The sequence below is a fragment of the Hydrogenophaga pseudoflava genome, assembly GCF_031020795.1.
GTDB classification, from domain to species: Bacteria; Pseudomonadota; Gammaproteobacteria; order Burkholderiales; family Burkholderiaceae_C; genus Hydrogenophaga; species Hydrogenophaga pseudoflava_A.
The window spans coordinates 1,138,941-1,164,771 of record NZ_JAVHJP010000001.1 but is presented as its reverse complement, the minus strand read 5'-3'; the positions used below and the strand labels follow the sequence as shown (position 1 = coordinate 1,164,771).

Sequence of the window (25,831 nt, the reverse complement as noted above, 5' to 3'; positions counted from 1 at the left end):
AAGAAGGTCTGCGCTTCGCCATCCGTGAAGGCGGTCGCACCGTCGGCGCCGGCGTCGTGGCCAAGATCATTGCGTAATCTTCCTGCTCGTCAGGATTTCAGCCAAGTAGGGGTATAGCTCAATTGGCAGAGCGTCGGTCTCCAAAACCGAAGGTTGGGGGTTCGATTCCCTCTGCCCCTGCCACCCAACAGGACAAATGAGTCGATCAGGGTTCTGAGCCCTGGCTGTTGAGTGTCATCAGGCCCGCCGAAGTCTTCGGGACTTCTGGTGGGCTTGCGTGTCTGGGGCTTTCGGGTTCTGGTCTCGCCCACAAGTCAAGCATCTCTGGTATCTCATGGCCACATCCGAAGTACAAACCGTCAACACAGGTGCCGACAAGGCCAAGCTGGCGGTTGCCGTCGCCTTGCTTCTGGGCGCATTCGTTGCGTTCTACCTGCTGGCCGCGCAGGGTGCGCTGGCGCAGTGGGGCGCACTGATCGTGGGTGTCCTGGCTGCCGTCGCGGTGTTCGGTGTGTCCGAGTCCGGCAAGCAGCTCGTGGCCTTCGGGCGGGACTCCTGGCGTGAAACCAAGAAGGTGGTGTGGCCCGCCCGCAAGGAAGCGATCCAGATGACGGCGTATGTGTTTGCCTTCGTGGTGGTGATGGCGCTTTTCCTCTGGCTGACCGACAAGACCCTGGAGTGGCTGTTCTACGACCTGATCCTGGGGTGGAGAAAATAATGAGCGAAAACAACAGTCTGCTGGGGACGCCGACGGAAGGCATGCGCTGGTATGTGGTGCATGCCTACTCCGGCATGGAGAAGGCCGCCGAGCGCAACATCGTCGAGCGCATCAACCGGGCCGGCATGCAGGACAAGTTCGGTCGCATCCTGGTGCCGACCGAAGAGGTGGTGGAGGTCAAGAATGGCCAGAAGCGCACCACCGAGCGCAAGTTCTTCCCCGGCTATGTGCTGGTGGAAATGGTGATGGACGACGACACCTGGCACCTGGTGAAGCACACCAACAAGGTGACGGGTTTTGTCGGCGGCGCCAAGAACCGGCCGGCTCCGATTTCCGAAGAGGACGTGCAGAAGATCGTCAGTCAGATGCAGGAAGGCACTGACAAGCCGCGCCACAAGGTGGAGTTCGTGGTCGGCGAGTACGTCCGCGTCAAGGAAGGCCCTTTCACCGACTTCAACGGCACGGTCGAAGAAGTCAACTACGAAAAGAACAAGCTGCGTGTGTCGGTGACCATCTTCGGTCGCGCCACGCCGGTCGAGCTGGAATTCAGCCAGGTCGAGAAGACCTGATGTTTATGGCTGCAGGCGGTTTCACCCGGCGCCTGCAGCTTCAGTCCTTTCCGGGTTTCAACCGCGAGGAGGCTGTTTTCAATACAGCCGCCTGTACTCGCAGGAGCTAAAACATGGCGAAGAAAATCGTCGGCTTCATCAAGCTGCAAGTGCCAGCTGGTAAGGCCAACCCCTCTCCCCCGATCGGTCCGGCGCTGGGTCAGCGCGGTCTGAACATCATGGAGTTCTGCAAGGCGTTCAACGCCCAGACCCAGGGCGTCGAGCCTGGTCTGCCGCTGCCGGTGGTGATCACCGCCTTCGCGGACAAGAGCTTCACCTTCATCATCAAGACCCCCCCGGCGACGACGCTGATCAAGAAGGCCATTAAGCTGGACAAGGGCTCTCCGGTGCCCAACAAGCAGAAGGTCGGCAAGATCACCCGCGCCCAGCTGGAAGAAATCGCCAAGACCAAGATGAAGGACATGACCGCTGCCGACATCGACGCAGCCGTCAAGACCATCGCTGGTTCTGCCCGTTCGATGGGCGTGATCGTGGAGGGCGTGTGACATGGCCAAGCTGACCAAGAAGCAAAAAGCCTTTGAAGGCAAAGTCGACAGCAACAAGCTGTACCCCCTGACCGACGCCCTGGCGATCGTCAAGGAATGCGCCAACGCCAAGTTCGACGAATCCATCGACGTGGCGATCCAGCTCGGCGTGGACGCCAAGAAGTCGGATCAGGTGGTGCGCGGCGCTGTCGTGATGCCCAACGGCACCGGCAAGACCAAGCGCGTGGCCGTGTTCGCCCAGGGTGCCAAGGCCGAAGAAGCCAAAGCCGCCGGTGCGGACATCGTCGGCATGGACGACCTGGCCGCCGAAGTCAAGGCGGGCAAGATGGACTTCGACGTGGTCATCGCCTCTCCCGACGCGATGCGCGTGGTCGGTACCCTGGGTCAGGTGCTAGGTCCCCGTGGCCTGATGCCCAACCCCAAGGTCGGCACCGTGACGCCCGACGTGGCCACCGCCGTGAAGAACGCCAAGGCTGGTCAGGTGCAGTTCCGTGTGGACAAGGCCGGTATCGTGCACGGCACGATCGGTCGCCGCTCGTTCGACGCCGACAAGCTCCAGGGCAACCTGGCGGCGCTGATCGACGCGCTGAACAAGGCCAAGCCGGCCACCAGCAAGGGTGTGTACCTGCGCAAGGTGGCTGTGTCGTCGACCATGGGTGTGGGCGTCCGCGTGGACACCCAATCCATCTCGGCGTAATCGCAAGAGATTCCCGGGTGGCTCTGGTCGCCCGGGTGTGGTGGGCCCGCCCGCCAGCCGTAAGGCCGGCAGGTGGGGCCATCCAAGACCGCTGGTGTCAAAGGGTCTTCGGATCCTGCGACTTAATCGGAGAAAGCCAGCGCAGATGGCGATCCCGCTGCAGATGGAACCCGTTTCCCTCAACAGTTGGTCGCTGCAATGAAGCGTGTGGACGGGCGCAAGCCCCAAGCACATTGAAGGAGTAGACCTTGAGTCTGAATCGCAGTGAGAAAGAAGCGGTCATTTCCGAAGTGACCAGCCTCGCCGCAAAAGCTCAAACGCTCGTGATGGCGGAATACCGCGGCATCACGGTTGCTGCCATGGACCAACTGCGCGTGAAGGCACGCAGCAGCGGTGTCAGCCTGAGTGTTCTGAAGAACACCCTGGCCCGCCGCGCTGTGGCCGGAAGCCCGTTCGAAGTGGCCGGCGACCAGATGACCGGTCCGCTGATCTACGGCTTCTCCGAAGACGCTGTGGCCGCCGCCAAGGTGGTGGCCGATTTCGCGAAGACCAACGACAAGTTGGTCATCCGCGGTGGCGTTTACGGCGGCAAAGTCCTGGATCAGAACGGCGTGAAGCAGCTCGCCAGCATTCCTTCGAAGGAAGTGCTGCTGGCCCAGCTGTGTGGCTTGCTGAAGTCGCCGATCTCCCGCACCGCCGTGGTGCTGGGTGCCCTGGCGGCCAAAAAAGGCGAAGGCGCTGCCGCTCCGGCAGCCGAAGAAGCTGCTGCCGCCTGAAGGCGCAGTCAGTTCGTTTAACCAATTGTTAGGAAATCAAAATGGCATTCGATAAAGACGCATTTCTGACGGCGCTGGACAGCATGACCGTCATGGAACTCAATGACCTGGTCAAGGCCATTGAAGAGAAGTTCGGCGTGTCCGCCGCCGCCATGGCCGCTCCGGCCGCCGGTGGTGCCGCTGCTGGTGGCGCCGCTGCCGCCGAAGAGAAGACCGAGTTCAACGTTGTGCTGACCGAAGCCGGCGCCAACAAGGTGTCCGTCATCAAGGCCGTGCGCGAAATCACCGGTCTGGGTCTGAAGGAAGCCAAGGACCTGGTCGACGGCGCTCCGAAGAACGTCAAGGAAGGCATCGCCAAGGCCGACGCCGAAGCTGCCGTCAAGAAGCTGGTGGAAGCCGGCGCCAAGGCCGAACTCAAGTAATTCGGTTCTGGTCAGGGGCTGGAGTGCTCGAAAGGGCCTCCAGCCTTTGGTGCTTTCAGAACACCGATAAGCAGATTCCACCGAGTCTTCTTATCCGTGTCTTCTGACCCCGACTGCAGAAGACCACTTGGTCCGGGCCTGCGTGCAACGCGCAGGTCGTCCGCCAACGGCAGGTAGTGGCCTGCCGCCAAGCCCGTCACCCGCCGCCTTGAGAGCGACGGTTTGGCTGATCAGTCGCCGCAGACCTCAAGCCCGGAGATCTCATGGCATCCGCATCGACATATTCCTACACCGAACGCAAGCGCATCCGCAAGAGCTTTGGCAGCCGCGAGAACGTGCTCGCGATTCCCTACCTGCTGCAGATGCAGAAGGACGCCTACACGGCATTCCTGCAGGCCGACACCGCACCCAAGAAGCGCACCCCCGAGGGGTTGCAGGCCGCCTTCGAAGCCGCCTTCCCCATCGTCTCGCACAACGGTTTTGTCGAGATGAAGTTCGTCGAATACAACCTGGCCAAGCCGGCGTTCGACGTGCGCGAGTGCCAAACCCGTGGCCTGACGTTCGCTTCCGCCGTGCGCGCGCGCGTGCAGCTGATCATCTACGACCGCGAGTCCTCGACCGCGCAGTCCAAGGTGGTCAAGGAAGTCAAGGAGCAGGAGGTCTACATGGGCGAAGTGCCCCTGATGACCGACAAGGGCTCCTTCATCATCAACGGCACCGAGCGCGTCATCGTGTCGCAGCTGCACCGCTCGCCCGGCGTCTTCTTCGAACACGACAAGGGCAAGACGCACAGCTCGGGCAAGCTGCTGTTCTCGGCCCGCATCATTCCCTACCGCGGCTCCTGGCTGGACTTCGAATTCGACCCCAAGGACATCCTGTTCTTCCGCGTCGACCGCCGCCGCAAGATGCCGGTCACCATCCTGCTCAAGGCCATCGGCCTGACGCCGGAAACCATCCTGGCGAACTTCTTCGTCAACGACCACTTCCGCCTGATGGACAGCGGCGCCCAGATGGCGTTCGTGTCCGAGCGCCTGCGCGGCGAGGTGGCCCGTTTCGACATCACCGACAAGTCGGGCAAGGTGGTCGTGGCCAAGGACAAGCGCATCACCGCGCGCCACACCCGTGAGCTGGAGCAGTCGGGCACCACGCACATCAGCGTGCCGGAAGACTTCCTGATCGGCCGCGTGGTGGCCAAGAACATCGTCGATCCGGACACCGGCGAGATCATCGCCAAAGCCAACGACGAACTGACCGAAGCGCTGCTGAAGAAGCTGCGCTCGGCCGGCGTGCAGGAACTGCCCTGCATCTACACCAACGAATTGGACCAGGGCGCCTACATCAGCCAGACCCTGCGCACCGACGAAACCGTCGACGAGTTCGCTGCCCGCGTGGCCATCTACCGCATGATGCGCCCCGGTGAGCCGCCGACCGAAGACGCCGTGCAGGCCCTGTTCCACCGCCTGTTCTACAACCCGGACACGTACGATCTGTCGCGCGTGGGCCGCATGAAGTTCAACGCCCGCGTGGGCCGCGACGAAGCCACCGGCCCGATGGTGCTGTCCAACGACGACATCCTGGCCGTGGTCAAGATCCTGGTCGACCTGCGCAATGGTCGTGGTGAAGTCGACGACATCGACCACCTGGGCAACCGCCGCGTGCGCTGCGTCGGTGAACTCGCCGAGAACCAGTACCGCACCGGTCTGGCCCGCATCGAGAAGGCCGTGAAGGAGCGTCTGGGCCAGGCCGAGCAAGAGCCGCTGATGCCACACGACCTGATCAACTCCAAGCCGATTTCCGCGGCCCTCAAGGAGTTCTTCGGCGCGTCCCAGCTGTCGCAGTTCATGGACCAGACCAACCCGCTGGCCGAGATCACCCACAAGCGCCGCGTGTCGGCTCTTGGCCCGGGCGGTCTGACCCGCGAGCGCGCTGGCTTCGAAGTGCGCGACGTGCACGTGACCCACTACGGCCGCGTCTGCCCGATCGAAACGCCGGAAGGCCCGAACATCGGCCTGATCAATTCGCTGGCCCTTTACGCGCGCCTGAACGAGTACGGTTTCATCGAGACCCCGTACCGCCGCGTGGTGGACGGCAAGGTGACCAACCAGATCGACTACCTGTCGGCCATCGAGGAAGGCAAGTACGTCATCGCCCAGGCCAACGCGGCGCTGGACAAGGACGGCCGCCTCACCGGCGACCTGATCTCCGCCCGTGAAAAGGGTGAATCCATCCTGACCCCGGCCGACACCATCCAGTACATGGACGTGTCGCCCGCGCAGATCGTGTCGGTGGCCGCTTCGCTGGTGCCCTTCCTGGAGCACGACGACGCGAACCGCGCCCTGATGGGCGCCAACATGTCGCGCCAGGCCGTGCCCACGCTGCGCCCCGAGAAGCCGCTGGTCGGCACCGGCATCGAGCGTGTGGCCGCGATCGACTCCGGCACCGTGGTGACCGCGCGCCGCGGTGGTGTGGTGGACTACGTGGATGCGACCCGCATCGTGATCCGGGTCAACGACGACGAGGCCGTGGCCGGCGAAGTCGGCGTGGACATCTACAACCTGATCAAGTACCAGCGTTCCAACCAGAACACCAACATCCACCAGCGCCCCATCGTCAAGAAGGGCGACAAGCTGGCCAAGGGTGACGTGATCGCCGACGGCGCATCGACCGACCTGGGCGAGATCTCGATCGGCCAGAACATGCTGATCGCCTTCATGCCCTGGAACGGCTACAACTTCGAGGACTCGATCCTGATCAGCGAACGTGTGGTCGCCGACGACCGCTACACCTCGATCCACATCGAGGAACTGGTGGTGATGGCGCGCGACACCAAGCTGGGCGCCGAAGAAATCACCCGCGACATCCCGAACCTGGCCGAGCAGCAGCTCAACCGCCTGGACGACTCCGGCATCATCTACGTGGGTGCCGAAGTGCAGCCCGGCGATGTGCTGGTTGGCAAGGTGACCCCGAAGGGCGAGACCACGCTGACCCCGGAAGAGAAGCTGCTGCGCGCGATCTTCGGCGAGAAGGCCTCCGACGTGAAGGACACCTCGCTGCGTGTGGACCAGGGCTCGCAGGGCACCGTGATCGACGTGCAGGTCTTCACCCGCGAAGGCATCCAGCGCGACAAGCGCGCCCAGCAGATCATCGACGACGAGCTCAAGCGCTTCCGCCTGGACCTGAACGACCAGCTGCGCATCGTCGAGGCCGACGCCTTCGACCGTATCGAGAAGCTGCTGATCGGCAAGGTCGCCAACGGCGGCCCGAAGAAGCTGGCCAAGGGCACCAAGATCGACAAGGCCTATCTGGACGAGGTCGAGAAGTACCACTGGTTCGACATCCGCCCGGCGGAAGACGATGTGGCCGCCCAGCTGGAGTCGATCAAGAACTCCATGGAGCAGACCCGCCACAGCTTCGACCTGGCCTTCGAAGAAAAGCGCAAGAAGCTCACCCAGGGTGACGAGCTGCCGGCCGGCGTGCTGAAGATGGTCAAGGTGTACCTGGCCGTCAAGCGCCGCCTGCAGCCCGGCGACAAGATGGCCGGCCGCCACGGCAACAAGGGTGTGGTCTCCAAGATCACCCCGGTGGAAGACATGCCCCACCTGGCCGACGGCACCCCGGTCGACATCGTGCTGAACCCGCTGGGCGTGCCTTCGCGCATGAACATCGGTCAGGTGCTCGAAGTCCACCTGGGCTGGGCCGGCAAGGGCCTGGGCCAGCGCATCGGCGACATGCTGCAGCGCGAAGCCGCCATGTCCGAAGTCCGCGCGTTCCTGGACCAGATCTACAACGTCACCGGCCGCAAGGAAGACCTGTCCCAGCTGTCCGACGACGAGCTGCGCGTGATGGCGCAGGAGCTGACCAACGGCGTCCCGTTCGCCTCGCCCGTGTTCGACGGTGCGTCCGAACAGGAAATCATGGACATGCTCAAGCTGGCCTACCCGGACGACATCGCCAAGGCCAAGGGCCTGACCGAGTCCCGCACCCAGGCGCAGCTCTACGACGGCCGCACCGGCGAAGCCTTCGAGCGCAAGACCACCGTGGGCTACATGCACTACCTCAAGCTGCACCACCTGGTCGACGACAAGATGCACGCCCGCTCCACCGGTCCGTACTCGCTGGTCACGCAGCAGCCGCTGGGCGGTAAGGCCCAGTTCGGTGGTCAGCGTTTCGGTGAGATGGAAGTGTGGGCGCTGGAGGCCTATGGCGCTTCCTACATCCTGCAGGAAATGCTCACCGTCAAGTCCGACGACGTGCAGGGCCGCACCAAGGTGTACGAGTCCATCGTCAAAGGCGAGCATTCGATCGATGCGGGCATGCCCGAGTCGTTCAACGTGCTGGTCAAGGAAATCCGTTCGCTCGGTATCGACATCGAGCTGGACCGCTCCTGATTCACTGAAGAAAAGGAAAGCAACCCATGAAATCCTTGCTCGACCTGTTCAAGCAGTTCACGCCCGACGAGCACTTCGATGCCATCCGCATCGGTCTGGCCTCGCCGGAAAAAATCCGCTCCTGGTCCTTCGGTGAAGTCAAGAAGCCCGAGACCATCAACTACCGCACGTTCAAACCCGAACGCGACGGCCTGTTCTGCGCCAAGATTTTTGGTCCCATCAAGGACTACGAATGCCTGTGCGGCAAGTACAAGCGCCTGAAGCACCGTGGCGTGATCTGCGAGAAGTGCGGCGTTGAAGTCACGCAGACCAAGGTGCGCCGCGAGCGCATGGGTCACATCGACCTGGCCGCGCCCTGCGCCCACATCTGGTTCCTGAAGTCGCTGCCCTCGCGTCTGGGTCTGATCCTGGACATGACGCTGCGCGACATCGAACGCGTGCTGTACTTCGAAGCCTATGTGATCGTCGACCCGGGCATGACCCCGCTGAAGAAATTCGCAATCATGTCGGAGGACGACTACGACGCCAAGCGCAAGGAATACGGCGACGAGTTCATCGCCAAGATGGGCGCCGAGGGCATCAAGGAACTGCTGCAGGCCATCGACCTCGACATCGAGATCGAGAAGCTGCGCAACGACCTGACCGGCTCCGAACTGAAGATCAAGAAGAACGCCAAGCGCCTGAAGGTGCTGGAAGCCTTCAAGAAGTCGGGCATCAAGCCCGAGTGGATGGTGCTGGACGTGCTGCCCGTGCTGCCGCCGGACCTGCGTCCGCTGGTGCCGCTGGACGGCGGCCGCTTCGCGACCTCCGACCTGAACGACCTGTACCGCCGCGTCATCAACCGCAACAGCCGTCTGCGCCGCCTGCTCGAACTCAAGGCCCCTGAAATCATCGCGCGCAACGAAAAGCGCATGCTGCAAGAAGCCGTGGACTCGCTGCTGGACAACGGCCGCCGTGGCAAGGCCATGACCGGCGCCAACAAGCGCGCGCTCAAGTCGCTGGCCGACATGATCAAGGGCAAGTCCGGCCGTTTCCGCCAGAACCTGCTGGGCAAGCGCGTGGACTACTCCGGTCGTTCCGTCATCACCGTGGGCCCGACCCTCAAGCTGCACCAGTGCGGTCTGCCCAAGCTGATGGCCCTGGAGCTGTTCAAGCCCTTCATCTTCTCGCGCCTGGAAGCCATGGGCATCGCCACCACCATCAAGGCGGCGAAGAAGGAAGTCGAGTCCGGCACGCCGGTGGTGTGGGACATCCTGGAAGAGGTCATCAAGGAGCACCCGGTTCTGCTGAACCGCGCCCCGACGCTGCACCGCCTCGGCATCCAGGCCTTCGAACCCATCCTGATCGAAGGCAAGGCCATCCAGCTGCACCCCCTCGTCTGCGCGGCCTTCAACGCCGACTTCGACGGCGACCAGATGGCCGTTCACGTGCCGCTGTCGGTGGAAGCCCAGCTGGAAGCCCGCACCCTGATGCTGGCCTCCAACAACGTGCTGTTCCCGGCCAACGGTGAACCCTCCATCGTGCCGTCGCAGGACGTGGTGCTGGGTCTGTACTACGCCACCCGCGAGCGCATCAACGGCAAGGGCGAAGGCATGGTCTTCGCCGACCTGGCCGAGCTGCAGCGCGCGCTGGACAACGGCGTGGTCGAGATCACCGCCAAGATCAGCGTGCGCCTGACCGAGTGGACCAAGAACAAGGACACCGGCGAGTTCGTGCCCTCCACCAAACTGGTGGACACGACCGTGGGCCGTGCCCTGCTATCCGAAATCCTGCCCAAGGGCCTGGCCTTCGAGGTGCTGAACAAGGCACTGAAGAAGAAGGAAATCTCCAAGCTGATCAACGCCTCCTTCCGCAAGTGCGGTCTGAAGGAGACCGTGGTCTTCGCCGACAAGCTGCTGCAGAACGGTTTCCGCCTGGCCACCCGCGCCGGCATCTCGATCTGCGTGGACGACATGCTGGTGCCCAAGGAAAAGGCCGGCGTGATCGAGCGCGCCGAGGCCGAGGTGAAGGAAATCGCCCAGCAGTACGCCTCCGGTCTGGTGACCGCCGGCGAGCGCTACAACAAGGTGGTGGACATCTGGGGCAAGGCCGGCGACGAAATCTCCAAGGTCATGATGGCCCAGCTGGCCAAGCAGAAGACCATCGACGCGTCGGGCAAGGAAGTCGACCAGGAGTCGTTCAACTCGATCTACATGATGGCCGACTCGGGCGCCCGTGGTTCCGCGGCCCAGATCCGCCAGCTGGCCGGCATGCGCGGCCTGATGGCCAAGCCGGACGGCTCCATCATCGAGACCCCCATCACGGCGAACTTCCGTGAAGGTCTGAACGTGCTGCAGTACTTCATCTCCACCCACGGCGCCCGGAAGGGTCTGGCCGACACGGCGCTGAAGACCGCGAACTCCGGTTACCTGACCCGCCGACTGGTGGACGTGACGCAGGATCTGGTGGTGAACCAGGAAGACTGCGGCACGACCAATGGCACGCTGATGCGCGCCATCGTCGAGGGCGGTGAAGTGATCGAGTCGCTGCGCGACCGGATCCTGGGCCGCACCACGGCCGAGGAAGTGATCCACCCCGAGACCCGCAAGGTGCTGATCCAGGCCGGCGTGCTGCTGGACGAAGACATGCTCGACGACCTCGAGGCCGCGGGCGTGGACGAAGTGAAGGTTCGCACGGCCCTGACCTGCGAGACCCGCTTCGGCATCTGCGCCAAGTGCTACGGCCGCGACCTGGGCCGTGGCGGTCTGGTGAACATCGGCGAAGCGGTCGGCGTGATCGCCGCGCAGTCGATCGGTGAACCCGGCACGCAGCTGACCATGCGCACCTTCCACATCGGGGGTGCCGCCTCGCGCGCGGCCGTGGCCTCCAGCGTGGAAGCCAAGTCCTCGGGCGTGATCGGCTTCAACGCCACGATGCGCTACGTGACCAACACCAAGGGCGAGCTGGTGGTGATCGCGCGTTCCGGCGAAATCATCATCCACGACGAACACGGCCGTGAGCGCGAGCGCCACAAGGTGCCGTACGGCGCCACGCTGTCGGTCAAGGCCGACCAGCAGATCAAGGCCGGCGCCATCCTGGCCAACTGGGACCCGCTGACCCGACCCATCATCACGGAATTCGCCGGTACGGTGAAGTTCGAGAATGTGGAAGAAGGTCTGACGGTGGCCAAGCAGGTCAACGACGTGACCGGTCTGTCCTCGCTGGTGGTGATCGATCCGAAGCACCGCGGTTCCGCCAAGGTGGTGCGTCCGCTGGTCAAGCTGCTCGACGGCCAGGGCCACGAAGTGAAGATCCCCGGCACCGACCACTCGGTGACGGTGGGCTTCCAGATCGGCGCCCTGCTGGAAGTGCGCGACGGCCAGGAAGTGGGCCCCGGCCACGTGCTGGCGCGCATTCCGGTCGAAGGCCAGAAGACCCGCGACATCACCGGCGGTCTGCCGCGGGTGGCCGAGCTGTTCGAAGCCCGCTCGCCCAAGGACAAGGGCATGCTGGCCGAGATGACCGGTACCGTGTCGTTCGGCAAGGAAACCAAGGGCAAGGTCCGCCTGCAGATCACCGATCCGGAAGGCAAGGTCTGGGACGAGCTCATCCCCAAGGAAAAGAACATCCTGGTGCACGAAGGCCAGGTGGTCAACAAGGGCGAGAGCGTGGTCGACGGTCCGGCCGATCCGCAGGACATCCTGCGCCTGCTGGGCATCGAGGAGCTCTCGCGCTACATCGTCGACGAAGTGCAGGACGTCTACCGACTGCAGGGTGTGAAGATCAACGACAAGCACATCGAGGTGATCGTTCGCCAGATGCTGCGCCGTGTCGTGGTCGAGAACCCGGGCGATTCGTCCTACATCGCCGGTGAGCAGGTGGAGCGTTCGGAGATCCTCAACACCAACGACGCCCTGCGCGCCGACGGCAAGATCCCTGCGACCTACTCCAACGTGCTGCTGGGCATCACCAAGGCCTCGCTGTCGACCGACTCGTTCATCTCGGCCGCTTCCTTCCAGGAAACGACCCGCGTGCTCACCGAAGCCGCGATCATGGGCAAGAAGGACGAGCTGCGCGGCCTGAAGGAAAACGTCATCGTCGGCCGCCTGATCCCCGCGGGCACCGGCATGGCTTATCACGAAGCCCGCAAGGTCAAGGAAAAGATGGACGACGAAGAGCGCCGCGCCATCGCCGAAGCCGACGCGCTGTCGCTGGCCGCGGACCAGGCCGAAGCGGCCGGTTCCGGCGAAGCCTCGGAATAAGCCGGCGCCAGGACGGAATCGCCGTCCAATCCCTCAACGCCCCCGGCCGTCAGGCCGGGGGCGTTTTTCATGGGCGCTCCACACCGCGGTGAACAGGGGCTTGGGCTATATTGCGCACGCCCGCCGGGGTGGTCCCGGCGCCTTGCGAAGGAGCGTTCGAGATGTCGCCTGTGTCATGGATCCTGCTGGCCGTCGCTCTGCTGGTGGTGTTCTGGGCCATCGGGGCCTTCAACCGCCTGACCCGCCTGAAAAATGCGATCGCCAACGCCTTCGGGCAGATTGACGTGCAGCTCAAGCGCCGCTACGACCTGATCCCCAATCTGGTCGAGGTCGCGCGCAAGTACCTGGCCCACGAAGCGCAGACGCTGGAGGCCGTGATCGCGGCCCGCAACCAGGCCCGCAGCGCCGAACAGTCGGCCGCAGCCAGCCCGCTGAACGCGGGCGCCATTGGCGCGCTTGCGGGCGCGGAGCAGGTGCTCGGTGGCGCGCTCGGTCGTCTAATGGCGGTGGCCGAGGCCTACCCCGAGCTCAAGGCCGACCAGACCATGCGCGAACTCAGCGAGGAACTGGCCAGCACCGAGAACCGCATCGGCTTCGCGCGCCAGGCCTACAACGACCACGTGCTGGAGTTCAACGACGCGGCGGCGCAGTTCCCGTCCCTGGTCATCGCGCGCCTGTTCAACTTCCAGACCCAGGCCATGCTGGCCTCGACCACCAGCGAGGCCGAGCGCCAGCCGGTCAAGGTGTCCCTCTGACCGACGCTGTCCGCAGCCCGTGCTGATCTTCGAGTCGCAGCGAGAGGCGCGCGTCCGCACGCTGCGGCTGCTGGTGGCCTTTGGTGTGGCGGTGCTGCTGCTGGTCGTTCTGGTCAATGCGGCGCTGGCCCTGGCCTGGGGGCTGACCTGGAGCTTCTGGGTGCCGGGCGCTGCCTACCCGCGCTATTTCTTCGAAGTCAACACCGCTGTGACCCTGCTGTTCGTGCTGGGTGGCTGGTGGCTGGAAACCTCGCGCCTGTCGAGCGGTGGCCAGGCGCTGGCCGAGCAGATGGGCGCCCGGCTGGTGCACTCGGGTGACTTCGCGGAGCAGCGTTTTGCCAACATCGTCGACGAGATGGCCATCTCTTCGGGCATGAAGCGGCCGGTCGCGATGGTGATGGCACGCGACGAGGGCATCAACGCCTTCGCCGCCGGCTGGGACGAGGACGATGCGGTGGTGGCGGTGACCAGCGGAGCGCTGGAGCACCTCAGCCGAGACGAGCTGCAAGGGCTGGTGGCGCACGAGTTCAGCCACATCCGCGAGGGCGACACGCGCCTGAACATGCGGCTGGTGGGCATGGTGTTCGGGCTGGAAATGTTGTTTCGCATGGGGCAGGACCTGGCCGAGCCCGACATCCGCGAGCACCGCACCCTGGCCACCCTGCTCGGGCTGGCCCTGATGGGCGCCGGCTGGCTGGGCTGGATGGCGGGCCACGCGCTGCAGGCCGCGGTCTCGCGCCAGCGCGAGTTCCTGGCCGACGCCCGCTCGGTGCAGTGGACGCGCAGCCGCGACGGCATCGGTGGCGTGCTGCGCAAGGTGATGAGCCAGCGGCACGAAGGTGTGCAGTCGCGCCGCATCGGGTCGATGGTGCAGCACATGCTGCTGGTCGGCACCGAGGAGGGACGCATGGCACACTGGTTCGACTCCCATCCCTCTCTTGAAGAGCGTGTGCGCCGCGTCTACGGACGGCGCATGGCCCCTTTGCCCCTGAACCAGGCCTGATCCCTTGAACGACGCTATTGCTCCACGCCAGGCGCCCCGCCTGAGCGACCAGTTGCACGAAGTGGCGCGCTGCGTGCTGGCGGTCGAACAGGGGCGTTCGCTGACCGAGGTCCTGCCGCAGGTGCCGGCGGGGCTGCGTCCCGGTGTGCAGTCGCTGACGTTCCAGGTGCTCCGGCACCTGGGCACCGCCCGCGCGGTGGCGCGGCTGCTGGCCCGCCGCCCGCCGGCCCCCGCCGTGCTGGCGCTGCTGCACACGGCGCTGGCCCTGCTGATCGGCGACGGGCAGGGCGCGTCCTACCCGCCCCATACCCTGGTCGACCAGGCGGTCGATGCCGCCAAGCGAGGGCGCGACACGCGCATGCAATCGGGCTTCCTCAATGCCTGTCTGCGGCGCTACCTGCGCGAATCGACGGTCTTGCTGGCGCAGGCGCGCCAGGACCCGGCCGCGCTCTGGAATCACCCTGCCTGGTGGGTCGAGCGCGTGCGGCGTGACCATCCCGGTCACTGGGAGGCCATCCTGGCGGCAAGCAACCTGCCCGGCCCCATGGTGTTGCGGGTGAACCGCCGCCGTGTGGCGCGTGAGGCGTATGCGGCGCAGCTGGCCGAGCAGGGCATCGCGGCGGCGCCGCTCGGCGACGACGGACTGCTGCTGGCGTCGCCGCAACCGGTCGAGCGCCTGCCCGGCTTCGAGCAGGGGCTGTGTTCGGTGCAGGACGGTGCGGCCCAGCTGGCGGCCGGTCTGCTGCTGGACGGTCGCGAATGGAGGGCTGGCGCCCGGGTGCTGGACGCCTGCGCCGCGCCCGGTGGCAAGACCGCCCACCTGCTGGAGCGCGCCGACCTGGACCTGCTGGCGCTGGACGTGGACACGCGGCGCTGCGAGCGCATCCACCAGAACCTTCAGCGGCTGGGCCTGCAGGCCGAGGTGCGGGCCGCCGACGCCGGGGAGCCCGCGGGCTGGTGGGACGGCCGTCCCTTCGACGCCATCCTGCTGGATGCGCCCTGCACCGCGTCGGGCATCGTGCGGCGCCACCCGGACGTGCGCTGGCTGCGCCGTCCGGGCGATGTCGGCCAGCTGGTGGCCACTCAGCAGCGTCTGCTGGAGACCCTGTGGCCGCTGCTGAAACCGGGCGGGCGGCTGGTGTACTGCACCTGTTCGGTCTTCCGCGCCGAAGGGCAGGACCAGGTCGATGCGTTCCTTGAGCGCCACACCGACGCCCTCGCGCTCCCTTCCCCGGGGCATTTGCGTCCCGGAACTGTCGTCGCCAATGGGGAGTTCAACGACAATGACCCGGGTGGATACGACGGATTTTTCTACGCCCGCATGGACAAGGCGCGGCCTTGATCCCGTGGCGGCCGGACCGATGATCCGGCCGTGGCGACGGGTGTGGACCTGTGTGCTGGCCGGCGTGCTGCTGGGGTGCCTGCTGCTGGCGGCGCCGGCCATGGCCCGTGAGCCGGAGGTGCTGCAGAGCACTGTCCAGCGCAGCGCCGACGGTGCCCGGCTGTCCGTGCGGCTGACCCTGGAGGCCTCGCCGGCGGTGGAGGACGCCCTGCTCAAGGGCGTGCCGCTCTATTTCGTCTGGCAGGCCGACGTGGTCCGGGAACGCTGGTACTGGACCGACAAGCGCATGGGTTCGGCCACCCGCACCGTCCGCCTGGCCTACCAGCCCCTGACCCGCCGCTGGCGTGTCAGCGTGTCCGCCGATGGCGCCCCGAATGCCGCGGGGCTGCAATATGCGCTGCACCAGAATTTCGACGACCTGGACGAAGCCCTGGCCTCCGTCAGCCGGGTGGCGGGCTGGACAATCGTGGAGCCCGGGCGCCTGGAGGAGGGGGTCGACTACCGCGCGCAGTGGCGCTTCAGGCTGGACCTGTCCCTGTTGCCACGTCCGTTCCAGATCGGCATGGCCAACCAGCCCGAATGGCTGATCGAGGTGCAGCGCAGCTTCGACCTGCCGACCCGCAACGAGGCCGATGGCGCGCCTGCCACTGCTGCGGCAGAAGCCCGCTGACCCGCCGTGAAACCGCACCAGTGAACCGGGACGACCCCAAGCTCGACCCCAAGGCCTCGCGGCGGCGTCGCTGGGCGCTGCTGGTCGCGCTGGTGTTCATGGCCGGGCTGGGCCTGGTGCTGATGTTCCTGCTCACGCTGGCCACCCGCAACCGCGCCTTCTACGAACAGAACTTCGGCTGGCTGGCCATGGTGAACGTGGCGGTGGCGGTTCTGCTGGCGCTGATCATCGTGTGGCTGGCCGTACGCCTCTACATGCGGTTCCGGCTCGGGCGCTTCGGCAGCCGGCTGCTGCTCAAGCTGGCCGCCATCATCGGACTGGTGGGGGTGCTGCCGGGGGTGCTCATCTACACCGTGTCCTACCAGTTCGTGTCGCGCTCCATCGAAAGCTGGTTCGACGTGCGCGTGGAATCGGCCCTGGCCGCCGGCCTGAACCTGGGCCGCACCACACTGGACACCATGAGCGCCGACCTCGGCGAGAAAACCCGCATGGTGGCCGAAGAACTGGCCCGCCAGCCCCGGTCGTCGGCCCTGCTGGCCATGGAGCGACTGCGCACCCGGCTGGGGGCCAGCGACATGGTGCTCTGGAGCGCGTCCGGGCAGGCGCTGGCCACGGCGGGGGCATCTCGTTTCGACTTCACGCCCAACCGGCCGCCGCTGGCCGTGCTGCGCACGGTGCGTGCCAAGCGGGTGGTGGCCCAGGTGGAGGGGCTGGAGGAGCGGGACGCCGGAGAAGGCGACATCGAAGGGCTGGCGCTCGGCCAGGCCCGCATCAAGGTGCTGGCCCTGGTCAGCGCACCGGGTTTCGACCTGGACGACGAGCCGCGCTACCTGCAGGTGGTGGTGCCGCTGTCGGAGGCCCTGGTCACGGACGCCCTGGCCGTGCAGGTGGCCAACCGCGAATACCAGGAGCGTGCGCTGGGCCGCGAAGGCCTGCGGCGCATGTACATCGGTACCCTGACCCTGGCGCTGTTCCTGTCGGTGTTCGGCGCCGTGCTGCTGGCTGTGGTGCTGGGCAACCAGATGGTGCGGCCGCTGCTCGTGCTGGCCGAGGGCATGCGCGAGGTGGCGCAGGGCGACCTCTCGCCCAAGGCGGCCATGGCTTCGCGCGATGAGCTGGCCGGACTCACGCGCACCTTCGCCCGCATGACCCAGGAGCTGGCCGATGCGCGCGAGACGGTGCAGCGCAGCATGCAGCAGGTGGACGCCGCGCGCGACAACCTGCAGACGATCCTGGACAACCTTACCGCGGGCGTGGCGGTGCTGGACGAGCAGGGGCGGCTGCGCAGTGTCAACCCCGGCGCCTCGCGCATCCTGCGCACGCCGCTGGCTCTTCATCTGGGGCATCCGCTGGCCGAGGTGCCCGGGCTGGAGGCCTTCGGTCAGGGCGTGATGCAGCAGTTCGAGCGATTTCTGTCGGACGACACGCCCCACGGGGGCGGCCACTGGCAGCAGTCGTTTGAGCTGGGGGAGCACGACCGCCTGCCCGTCGAGGGCAGCATCACCCTGATCGCCCGTGGCGCCCTGCTGCCCAACAACGAACGACTGCTGGTGTTCGACGACGTCTCCGAGATGGTGTCGGCCCAGCGTGCGCAGGCCTGGGGCGACGTCGCACGCCGTCTGGCGCACGAGATCAAGAACCCGCTGACACCGATCCAGCTCTCGGCCGAGCGGCTGGCGATGAAGCTTGAAGGCAAGGTGCAGCCTGCTGAGCAGACCATCCTGAACAAGTCCGTACGCACCATCGTCGACCAGGTGGACGCGATGAAGCGACTGGTCAACGAGTTCCGCGACTACGCCCGCCTGCCGGCCGCGCACCTGGCGCCGACCGACCTCAATGCCCTGATCAAGGACATCCTGGTGCTCTACGACCATGCGGCGATTCCGGTGCGCACCGAGCTGGCCGAGCAGCTGCCACCTGTGATGGCGGACCCGCAGCAGGTGCGCCAGATCGTGCACAACCTGGTCCAGAACGCGCAGGACGCCATGGCCGGTCAGACGGATGCCTTTGTGCTGCTGCGCACCCGCCGGTCCGACAGCGGGCCCTGGGTTCGGCTGGCGGTGATCGACCAGGGGCCGGGCTTTGCCGAACACATCCTCAAGCGGGCCTTCGAGCCCTACGTGACCACCAAGTCCAAAGGCACCGGGCTGGGGCTGGCCGTGGTCAAGAAGATCATGGAAGAGCACGGAGGCCGGGTGGACATCGGCAACCGCATGGCCGGGCAGAAAGTGACAGGGGCGCAAGTGTCGTTATCATTCGCAGTTGCGAATTGACAACAGATACCGAGGGGCACATTCCGGACCATGGCAACTATTCTGGTAGTAGACGACGAGCTGGGCATCCGCGACCTGCTGTCCGAAATTCTCAACGACGAAGGACACACCGTCGAACTGGCGGAGAACGCCGCCCAGGCGCGCAGTGTCCGCTCCCAGCTCCGACCCGATCTCGTGCTGCTGGACATCTGGATGCCCGACACCGACGGTGTGACGCTGCTCAAGGAGTGGGCCAGCACCGGCCTGCTGACCATGCCGGTGATCATGATGAGCGGCCACGCCACCATCGACACGGCGGTCGAGGCCACGCGCATCGGCGCCACCGCCTTTCTTGAAAAACCCATCACGCTGCAGAAGCTGCTCAAGGCGGTCGACGTCGGCCTGAACAAGTCCGTGCACAAGCCGGCGGCCCCGGTGATGCACAAGCCTGGGTTGACCCTCGCCCCCGCCGACCTCACGGTGGAAGCGGCCATGACCGGCGGCACCCTGCCCGAGATGGTGCTGGACATCGGACCGCAGTCCCAGCAGTCGTTCAATCTCGACGGACCGTTGCGCGAGGCGCGGGACGAGTTCGAGAAAGCCTATTTCGAGTACCACCTGGCCAAAGAGTCTGGTTCCATGACCCGTGTGGCCGAAAAGACCGGGCTGGAGCGCACCCACCTCTACCGAAAGCTCAAGCAACTGGGGGTGGACCTGGCGCGAAGCAAGCGAAACGCGTTGTGAGCGGGTGCAGCCCCAAAGTCCTGCTATAATCGAGAGCTCTTGGCCCGGTAGCTCAGTTGGTAGAGCAGCGGATTGAAAATCCGCGTGTCGGTGGTTCGATTCCGCCCCAGGCCACCAAACTCCAGAACGCCCAGCACCCGCTGGGCGTTCTGCTTTGTGGCAGACCCTCCGTGAGATCCTCGATCCACATCGTCGATGTCGACCGCACCGAGACCTGGACGCGCTACCGCGCCGGGATGTGCGACAGCTGTCAGGCCAATTGCTGCACGATGCCGCTGGAAGTGCGATTGCCCGATCTGGTGCGTCTGGGGATCGTCGACGCCTTCGAGGCCGAACATGAGGCACCGAAGCAGATCGCACGCCGGCTGGAGAAGGCGGGGCTCATCGAGCACTTCAATTTCAAGCGCGAGGTCTTCACCGTTGCAAGGCGGGCCAGCGGCGATTGCCACTTCCTCGACGCGAAGACGCGCCGCTGCACGGTCTATGAACAGCGCCCCGAGATCTGCCGCAAACACCCGCAGGCGATGAGCCCGCGTCCCCACCACTGCCCCTACGGCGCGAAGCGTCAAGCGGGGTCTGCGGGTCATGACCGCTGAGCCCTTGCCACGCCTGCTGGCCGACGACCTGCGCGCGTTGGCAGCGGCGAGACAGCCCGGGCGCTGTGCGGCCTGTGCGCCGCTGGTGGGCGCAGGCTGGGACTCGGTGCCGGCCACCTTCGACCTGTCCACCTTGCGGTGTGTCGGCACGATGCGCGATGGGCAGATCGACGAGCCCACGCTGCTGGAACACCATCCGCGCGGTACGCACACCTGGTCGCCCGACGCGCCGATCGCCCCGGCCTTTTTCCCCTACAACCGCTGCGATGTGTGGGTCTGCAGAGCCTGCGCGCGGCCATTCCTGCGCTACACCGAATACGGCGGCTACTACGAGGACCAGCGCATTCGCGAACTGGGCGCGGAGCTGCTGGACGACGCCCAGCCCTGAGGGCCCTTCGACTCAGTGTCCCGCGGGCGCCCGCTGCAACAGGAACTGCAGCGCCGGACCAGCGTCCGGTCGGCCTTCGGCAGGGCGGCGCAGGCCGCGGATGGTCCGGCCGCAGTCCGAGGGCTGGCCGTTCCAGACGGCGTCCATGGCCACGCCATCGGCCGATTCGTCGAGGTTGAACTCGCCGTCGTCGCCCACATCGCCCGCCACCTCGGCTTCGAGGTCGGCCCCCGGGCCGGAGCGCCGCAGCCGCCCGCGCACGCTGTCCGGGTATTCGGGATGCGGGCCAAAGAGCATGGCACCGGTGGAGGCCGGGGCCCGTTCGCTGCCGCCGCCGGTCCACAGCACCAGCTGCCAGAGCCCATGGAGGTCCTGCGCCCGGAGCTCGGTGGCGGATCGGCAATGGTCCGCACGCGGCGCCGGCCCGGACTGGGCACTGGCGGCAGGGGCCAGTCCCATCAGCGCCAGGGCGAGGGCCGCGGAAGAGCGTCGCCTCCTCATCTCGCCTCCGGCTTGGGGGCTGCCGCGGCGCGCTGCGCAAACTCGGCCCGCAGCGCGCGCAGCTTCTCGCGCGGGTCTTCCTTCACCGTGGCCTGGTCCAGGGCCATTTCCTTGATGAAGCGGCTGGGCGTGCCCGGCACGCTTTCGCGGCCTTTCTTGCGGCGCTTGAGCCAGCTCACCGCCAGCGTGCGCTGCGCGCGGGTGATGCCCACGTACATCAGGCGACGCTCTTCCTGCACGCGCAGGGCCAGCAGTTCGGCGCTGAGGTCGCTGTCGGCGTCGTCGGTCTTGAAGGGCAGCAGGCCTTCGTTGACGCCGACCAGCACCACGTGCGGCCACTCCAGACCCTTGGACGCGTGCAGGGTGGAGAGCGTGACCACGTTCTGGTCCTGCTCGCGCTCGGACAGGGTGGAGATCAGTGCGATGGTCTGCACGACTTCGAGCAGGCTCTTGCGCTCGCTTTCGACCTGCGCGCCCGCTCCGTCGTCTTCCATCTTGCCGCCACAACGCCCGGCCACCCAGTCGACGAAGTCCATCACATTGGTCCAGCGCGCGGCGGCGATCTTCTCGTTCTCTTCGCTGTCGTAGAGGTGCTGCTCGTAGCCGATGTCCTTGAGCCAGTCGGTGAGGAACGTGCGCGCCGCTTCGTGGCCCACGGTGTGGCGGGCGCGGTATTCGAGGTCGTTCACCGCCCGGCCGAACTCGTGCAGCGTGGTGATGGCGCGGCTGCTGACCGCGCTGGGCAGCGAATGCGAGAACAGGGCCTCGAACAGGCTGAGCTTGTACTGCGTGGCGAACACGCCCAGCTGGCCCAGCGTGGTATGGCCGATGCCGCGCTTGGGCGTGGTGGCCGAGCGCAGGAAGGCCGGGTCGTCGTTGTTGTTGACCAGCAGGCGCAGCCAGGCGCAGAGGTCGCGGATTTCGGCCTTGTCGAAAAAGCTCTGGCCGCCCGAGACCTTGTAGGGGATCTGCGCGCGCCGCAGCGCCTGCTCGAATGAACGCGCCATGTGGTTGGCGCGGTAGAGGATGGCGAAGTCGCGCCACTCCTTGTGCGCCGAGTTCGCACGCAGGCTCTGGATGCGCGCCACCGCGCGCTCGGCCTCGTGCTCCTCGTTGTCGGCGTCCACCACGCGCACCGGTTCGCCTTCGCCCAGATCGCTCCACAGCGTCTTGGGGAACAGCTTGGGGTTGGGGCCGATGACGTTGTTGGCCGCGCGCAGGATGGCGCTGGTCGAGCGGTAGTTCTGCTCCAGCTTGATCACGCGCAGCTGCGGAAAGTCCACCGGCAGCTTCTTGAGGTTGTCCAGCGTGGCGCCGCGCCAGCCGTAGATCGACTGGTCGTCGTCGCCCACGGCGGTGAAGCGCGCGCGCTCGCCCACCAGCAGCTTGAGCAGCTCGTACTGCGTGGCGTTGGTGTCCTGGTACTCGTCCACCAGCACATGGCCCAGCTTCTTCTGCCACTTCTCGCGCACCTCGGCGTGATCGCCCAGCAGCTTGAGCGGCAGGCGGATCAGGTCGTCGAAGTCCACGCTCTGGTAGGCCGTCAGGCGCTCTTCGTAGCGCGCCATGATGGTCGCGGTCACGCGCTCGTTCTCGTCCTTGGCGCGCTTGAGCGCCTCGGCGGCGGTCAGGCCTTCCCCCTTCCAGCTGCTGATGGTCCACTGCCACGCACGCGCGGTATTGGCATCGGTGGTGCCGCCGCAGTCCTTGAGCAGGCTGGTGATGTCGTCGGTGTCGAGGATGGAGAACTGGGGCTTGAGACCCAGCACCTGGCCGTCCTCGCGCAGCAGTCGCACGCCCAGCGCGTGGAAGGTGCAGATCAGCACCTTGCGCGCGTCGCGCCCGACCAGCTGGGCCGCGCGCTCGCGCATTTCGGCGGCGGCCTTGTTGGTGAATGTGATGGCCGCGATGCGGTCGGCCGCCAGCCCGGCCTGGATCAGCCGGCCGATCTTGTGCGTGATCACCCGCGTCTTGCCTGAGCCGGCGCCGGCCAGCACCAGGCTGGGGCCACCCAGGTGGTTCACGGCGTCGAGCTGGGCAAGGTTGAGGCCGGGGCCGGGAGAAGACATGGCGGGGAGGTCGGCGCAGGGCGAAGCGGCGAATGATACCGGCGGGAGGCTGCCGCGCCGGCGCGACACCCTCGCCCGGCCACGGTTGGTATGCCCTGAGACAATCGCCCCCTGTGCTGAACATCCTGATCGTCACTTTTCCATTCTTTGCGCTCGTCGCCGCGGGTTTTCTTGCCGCCCACCGGCGCATGCTGCCGCTGGAGGCGATCCCCGGGCTCAACGGCTTCGTGCTGTTCTTTGCGCTGCCCTGCATGCTCTACCGCTTCGGCTCGACCACGCCGATCGCGCAGTTGCTGGATGCCACCGTGGCGGGCGTCTACCTGCTGTGTGCGCTGGTGATGGTGGCGTTCGCCGTGGTCTGGACCATGGACCACCGCATCCGCTGGAACGACGCCTCCTTGGGTGCGCTGGTGGCGGCGTTCCCCAACTCCGGCTTCATGGGGGTGCCGCTGCTGGTGGCCCTGCTGGGGCCCGCGGCGGCGGGCCCGGCCATCCTGACCATGCTGGTGGACATGGTGGTCACCAGCTCGCTGTGCGTGGCGCTGTCCCGGCTGGACGAGGCCGAGGGCCACGGCCGCGAGGCCATGGTCGACGCCGGCAAGAAGGCGCTCAGGGGCGTGGCCGCCAACCCCATGCCCTGGGCCATTCTTCTGGGCGCTCTCGCCTCGTACCTGCAGTTCCGGTTACCCGGCCCGGTGGAGAAGACCGCTTGGCTGCTGGCCGACGCCGCCTCGCCGGTGGCGCTGTTCACCATCGGCGCGGTGCTGGCGCGCTCGCAGATCCAGTCCAGCCACCCGATGCCGGTGAGCGACTACCTGCCGGTTGCGCTGATGAAGCTGCTGCTGCACCCGCTGCTGGTGCTGGCGGTGGGTCTGGCGGTGCGTCGGCTCGGCGTGCCGCTGGACGGCTTTGCGCTGACCGTGATCGTGCTGGTGGCCGCACTGCCGAGTGCCAGCAATGTGTCGCTGCTGGCCGAGCGCCTGGGCGCGGACAACGGGCGCATCGCCCGCATCATCCTGGTGACGACCGCCGCGTCCTTCCTGAGTTTTTCGGCGGCGGTGTCGCTGCTGACCTGAGCCGGCGGGCTCAGCGCGCCAGGGCTGGCTCGGCCTGGACCGGTGCGGCACGCTCGGGCTGCGCGGCCGGCGTGCCCGGGCTCTGCTGCAGGGCCTGTGCGCGGTCCAGATGCACATTCGCGCTGCTCCGGAGTGCCTCGTCCACGCGGACCTCGTCGAAGCGCCCGTTCTGGTGCTGCACCGCCACCTGTTCGCCGTTCCGGCTGAGCAGGTAGCGCTTCGGATCGCCCCAGTCCGGGTGTTCGGCCGCCTTGGCCAAGCAGGCGGCGCTGACCTGCAGGCACTGGCCGCTGTCCAGACCGCGCGCTTTCAGGCCGGGCGCCAGCTCGGTGTAGGAGTGGCGCAGATGGGCCTTGGTCTGCTCGGAGATCCGCGGTTTGACGGTGATGCGGGGCCTGGTGTCGTCGTCCAGCGGCCAGCGCAGCTGCTTGCGGCCGTCTTCATACTCCAGCACGTCGCCGTTGCGCGCGGTCTGGTAGTTCTCCGTGCGGATCATGGCGCGCTGCCCCGGGTTGTGGCGCTGTTCCGCGGGCACGTCGGCCAGCGGCACGCCGCGGCGCTGGAAGTAGGCGGTCACGCCCTCGTGCACGTTGGCCGCGGTGCCTTGGCGGTCGTAGCCGCCGCCCACGCCGACGTGGTTGCCCGGGTGTTTCACCGTGGTCACGCGCGGGTCGTCGCTGTAGTCCAGCGGGCGGAACCAGCTGCGGCTTTCGTGCTCGGCCTGCACCACCAGCACCTGACCCCGGACGTTGGGCGGAAGGCCCAGTTCGCCCTTGACGCCGGTGGCCACCGGGTCCATCAGCGCCATGCCGGTGATGGGGATGCTGCCGGGTGGGGCGACCACGGTGCCGTCGGGAGCGACCAGACCGCGGTCGTTGACCAGCTGGGAGAAGCGCACGGCGGCGGCGCAGCCGCGACTGAAGCCGGTGACGGAGGCGCCGAGGTCGGCGGGGGTGGCGCCGGGGTGGTCTCTCAGGTAGGTCTGCGCGGCGTCGCTGAAGTCCCGGTAGGCCTTTTCTGCGGCGGCGTCGATGGCGGGTGTTGGGTTGGGACCGGCATTGATGGCATTGCCTTGGTCGCCGCCGGTACCGACGCCAGGGTAGTAGTTTCGCCTGAAGGTGCCGCTGACGGATCGGTTGGCTTGCTTATCCAGATTGCCAATATTGGTCGGATAAGGGTCCCCAGACAGCTCTAGGTTGCCTTGGTCGTTGTTGGTGCCGTCGAAGGCGGCGAAGAAGTTGAAACGGCTGGAGGTGCCGTATTTCCCTGCTTCCTCCATGGCTGCTCTGGCCAGTGGCAGCCGCGCCATTTCTTCGTCATTGAGCTGTCGTACGTTTGAGGTGCCCATGGGTCGTTCCTCAAGGCTTGCGCAGGGTGGGGAAGATCTCGTAGGCGTGGGCAAACTCTGATCGCCACGTCTTGAGGATCGGGGGTTCGTCATACGACTTCTTGCGGCGAGGCGTCACGACATACACGTACAACTGCCGGCCATCCATCAGGAAGGTCAGCTCGTGATCCGTCATGTCTCGAGGCAATCGATCACGCAGCTCGACCCGCTGCTCCAGCACCTCGCCAGTGGCCTTGAGGCGCCACTGCACATACAGGAACTCACCGACCGGAATGGGGCCGTTGACGTTGTTTTGCGCACCCAAGGTGCTGCCTGGGTCAGCCTTGTCGTTGAGCTTGTAGTACGTGTTGCCATAGCTGTACGCCAGCAGATCAACCTGGTCGGCCCACTTGTCGTAGAAGCCGTCGTAGTTGAAGGAGTGCGACACGAGCTTCTGTCCCGTCGCACATCCCGCCAAAACCACCAGCAGCGCCAGAGCCATCCATGTCCGCCACAGGCGCTGGAACGTGGTCTGAATCGTCTTCATCTTCTTTCCTCCCCAGGTTGATTGCACTCCGGCGCGCATTGGAGCACGTCCGGAGGCCCGGCCTCCATCCCCCTTGCAGGGCTTGCCAGTTCCGCCGTGCTGCTCCGCCGCATTGGCAATCCCTATGAAATTGATTCAATCAATTGAATCGACATCTCAATAGTGAGCTTCTAAAGTCGTGGCTCCTCAACGACACCGGAGCCCG

21 protein-coding genes, 2 tRNA genes and 1 pseudogene are annotated in these 25,831 nt (G+C 66.1%); 20 read left to right on the top strand and 4 right to left on the bottom strand.

All coding sequences use genetic code 11. The annotated features are described in order from the left end of the window. The 19 genes and pseudogenes from RCO38_RS05665 to RCO38_RS05575 form a co-directional block, all read left to right on the top strand. Nucleotides 1-77, top strand: a pseudogene (locus tag RCO38_RS05665) (EF-Tu/IF-2/RF-3 family GTPase); the annotation flags it as partial. Between the two features lie 30 nt (nucleotides 78-107). Then, nucleotides 108-183, top strand: a tRNA-Trp gene (locus RCO38_RS05660). Between the two features lie 151 nt (nucleotides 184-334). After that, entirely contained in the window at nucleotides 335-718 is a 384-nt protein-coding gene (gene secE, locus RCO38_RS05655) for a preprotein translocase subunit SecE (RefSeq protein WP_308327291.1), read from the top strand. Then, nucleotides 718-1,287 carry a transcription termination/antitermination protein NusG gene (gene nusG, locus RCO38_RS05650; RefSeq protein WP_066160542.1) on the top strand — a complete coding sequence of 190 codons (570 nt, stop codon included), beginning with the start codon at nucleotides 718-720 and terminating at the stop codon, nucleotides 1,285-1,287. Before secE ends, nusG begins: the two co-directional genes overlap by 1 nt. A gap of 113 nt (nucleotides 1,288-1,400) precedes the next feature. Then, nucleotides 1,401-1,832, top strand: a complete 432-nt coding sequence (gene rplK / locus RCO38_RS05645) for a 50S ribosomal protein L11 (RefSeq protein WP_066160539.1) — start codon at nucleotides 1,401-1,403, stop codon at nucleotides 1,830-1,832. Nucleotide 1,833: 1 nt separating this feature from the next. Continuing rightward, complete coding sequence (gene rplA, locus RCO38_RS05640) at nucleotides 1,834-2,529, top strand: 50S ribosomal protein L1 (RefSeq protein ID WP_308327290.1); 696 nt, start codon at nucleotides 1,834-1,836, stop codon at nucleotides 2,527-2,529. 248 nt (nucleotides 2,530-2,777) lie between these two features. Further along, the gene (gene rplJ / locus RCO38_RS05635; protein WP_308327289.1) at nucleotides 2,778-3,305 is read left to right on the top strand and encodes a 50S ribosomal protein L10; all 528 of its coding nucleotides are present in this window, start codon (nucleotides 2,778-2,780) and stop codon (nucleotides 3,303-3,305) included. 41 nt (nucleotides 3,306-3,346) lie between these two features. Next, a complete protein-coding gene (gene rplL / locus RCO38_RS05630; RefSeq protein WP_308327288.1) occupies nucleotides 3,347-3,727 on the top strand; it encodes a 50S ribosomal protein L7/L12 in 381 nt (126 codons plus the stop codon). 263 nt (nucleotides 3,728-3,990) lie between these two features. Continuing rightward, on the top strand, nucleotides 3,991-8,115 hold the full coding sequence (rpoB, locus tag RCO38_RS05625) for a DNA-directed RNA polymerase subunit beta (RefSeq protein WP_308327287.1): 4,125 nt from the start codon (nucleotides 3,991-3,993) through the stop codon (nucleotides 8,113-8,115). A 26-nt stretch (nucleotides 8,116-8,141) separates the two neighbouring features. Beyond that, nucleotides 8,142-12,356: a DNA-directed RNA polymerase subunit beta' gene (gene rpoC / locus RCO38_RS05620; protein ID WP_308327286.1), complete on the top strand. Its 4,215-nt coding sequence runs from the start codon at nucleotides 8,142-8,144 to the stop codon at nucleotides 12,354-12,356. 161 nt (nucleotides 12,357-12,517) lie between these two features. Continuing rightward, entirely contained in the window at nucleotides 12,518-13,111 is a 594-nt protein-coding gene (locus tag RCO38_RS05615; RefSeq protein ID WP_308327285.1) for a LemA family protein, read from the top strand. A gap of 19 nt (nucleotides 13,112-13,130) precedes the next feature. Further along, entirely contained in the window at nucleotides 13,131-14,114 is a 984-nt protein-coding gene (locus tag RCO38_RS05610) for a M48 family metalloprotease (RefSeq protein WP_308327284.1), read from the top strand. 4 nt (nucleotides 14,115-14,118) lie between these two features. Then, on the top strand, nucleotides 14,119-15,456 hold the full coding sequence (gene rsmB / locus RCO38_RS05605; RefSeq protein WP_374694511.1) for a 16S rRNA (cytosine(967)-C(5))-methyltransferase RsmB: 1,338 nt from the start codon (nucleotides 14,119-14,121) through the stop codon (nucleotides 15,454-15,456). Between the two features lie 19 nt (nucleotides 15,457-15,475). After that, nucleotides 15,476-16,126: a DUF4390 domain-containing protein gene (locus RCO38_RS05600; RefSeq protein ID WP_308327283.1), complete on the top strand. Its 651-nt coding sequence runs from the start codon at nucleotides 15,476-15,478 to the stop codon at nucleotides 16,124-16,126. 20 nt (nucleotides 16,127-16,146) lie between these two features. Continuing rightward, a complete protein-coding gene (locus tag RCO38_RS05595; RefSeq protein ID WP_308327282.1) occupies nucleotides 16,147-18,399 on the top strand; it encodes a sensor histidine kinase in 2,253 nt (750 codons plus the stop codon). Nucleotides 18,400-18,429: 30 nt separating this feature from the next. Further along, nucleotides 18,430-19,122: a response regulator gene (locus RCO38_RS05590; protein WP_308327281.1), complete on the top strand. Its 693-nt coding sequence runs from the start codon at nucleotides 18,430-18,432 to the stop codon at nucleotides 19,120-19,122. Between the two features lie 41 nt (nucleotides 19,123-19,163). Next, nucleotides 19,164-19,239 (top strand) — tRNA-Phe (locus tag RCO38_RS05585). Between the two features lie 53 nt (nucleotides 19,240-19,292). Further along, nucleotides 19,293-19,718, top strand: a complete 426-nt coding sequence (locus RCO38_RS05580) for a YkgJ family cysteine cluster protein (protein WP_308327280.1) — start codon at nucleotides 19,293-19,295, stop codon at nucleotides 19,716-19,718. Beyond that, the gene (locus tag RCO38_RS05575; protein ID WP_308327279.1) at nucleotides 19,708-20,106 is read left to right on the top strand and encodes a hypothetical protein; all 399 of its coding nucleotides are present in this window, start codon (nucleotides 19,708-19,710) and stop codon (nucleotides 20,104-20,106) included. The genes RCO38_RS05580 and RCO38_RS05575 overlap by 11 nt, the downstream gene beginning before the upstream one ends. A 12-nt stretch (nucleotides 20,107-20,118) precedes the next feature. On the opposite strand, the gene RCO38_RS05570 is transcribed toward RCO38_RS05575, so the two are convergent. Together RCO38_RS05570 and RCO38_RS05565 are read right to left on the bottom strand one after the other, a co-directional pair. Then, nucleotides 20,119-20,607 carry a hypothetical protein gene (locus RCO38_RS05570; protein ID WP_308327278.1) on the bottom strand — a complete coding sequence of 163 codons (489 nt, stop codon included), beginning with the start codon at nucleotides 20,605-20,607 and terminating at the stop codon, nucleotides 20,119-20,121. Next, complete coding sequence (locus RCO38_RS05565; protein WP_308327277.1) at nucleotides 20,604-22,676, bottom strand: ATP-dependent helicase; 2,073 nt, start codon at nucleotides 22,674-22,676, stop codon at nucleotides 20,604-20,606. The genes RCO38_RS05570 and RCO38_RS05565 overlap by 4 nt, the downstream gene beginning before the upstream one ends. Before the next feature lie 113 nt (nucleotides 22,677-22,789). Between RCO38_RS05565 and RCO38_RS05560 the strand changes: the two genes are divergently transcribed. Then, a complete protein-coding gene (locus RCO38_RS05560) occupies nucleotides 22,790-23,752 on the top strand; it encodes an AEC family transporter (protein ID WP_308327276.1) in 963 nt (320 codons plus the stop codon). 10 nt (nucleotides 23,753-23,762) lie between these two features. Here RCO38_RS05560 and RCO38_RS05555 read toward each other — a convergent pair whose 3' ends face one another. Together RCO38_RS05555 and RCO38_RS05550 are read right to left on the bottom strand one after the other, a co-directional pair. Further along, nucleotides 23,763-25,100, bottom strand: a complete 1,338-nt coding sequence (locus RCO38_RS05555) for a hypothetical protein (protein ID WP_308327275.1) — start codon at nucleotides 25,098-25,100, stop codon at nucleotides 23,763-23,765. A 10-nt stretch (nucleotides 25,101-25,110) separates the two neighbouring features. Continuing rightward, nucleotides 25,111-25,626 carry a hypothetical protein gene (locus RCO38_RS05550; protein ID WP_308327274.1) on the bottom strand — a complete coding sequence of 172 codons (516 nt, stop codon included), beginning with the start codon at nucleotides 25,624-25,626 and terminating at the stop codon, nucleotides 25,111-25,113. Between the last annotated feature and the right edge of the window lie 205 nt (nucleotides 25,627-25,831).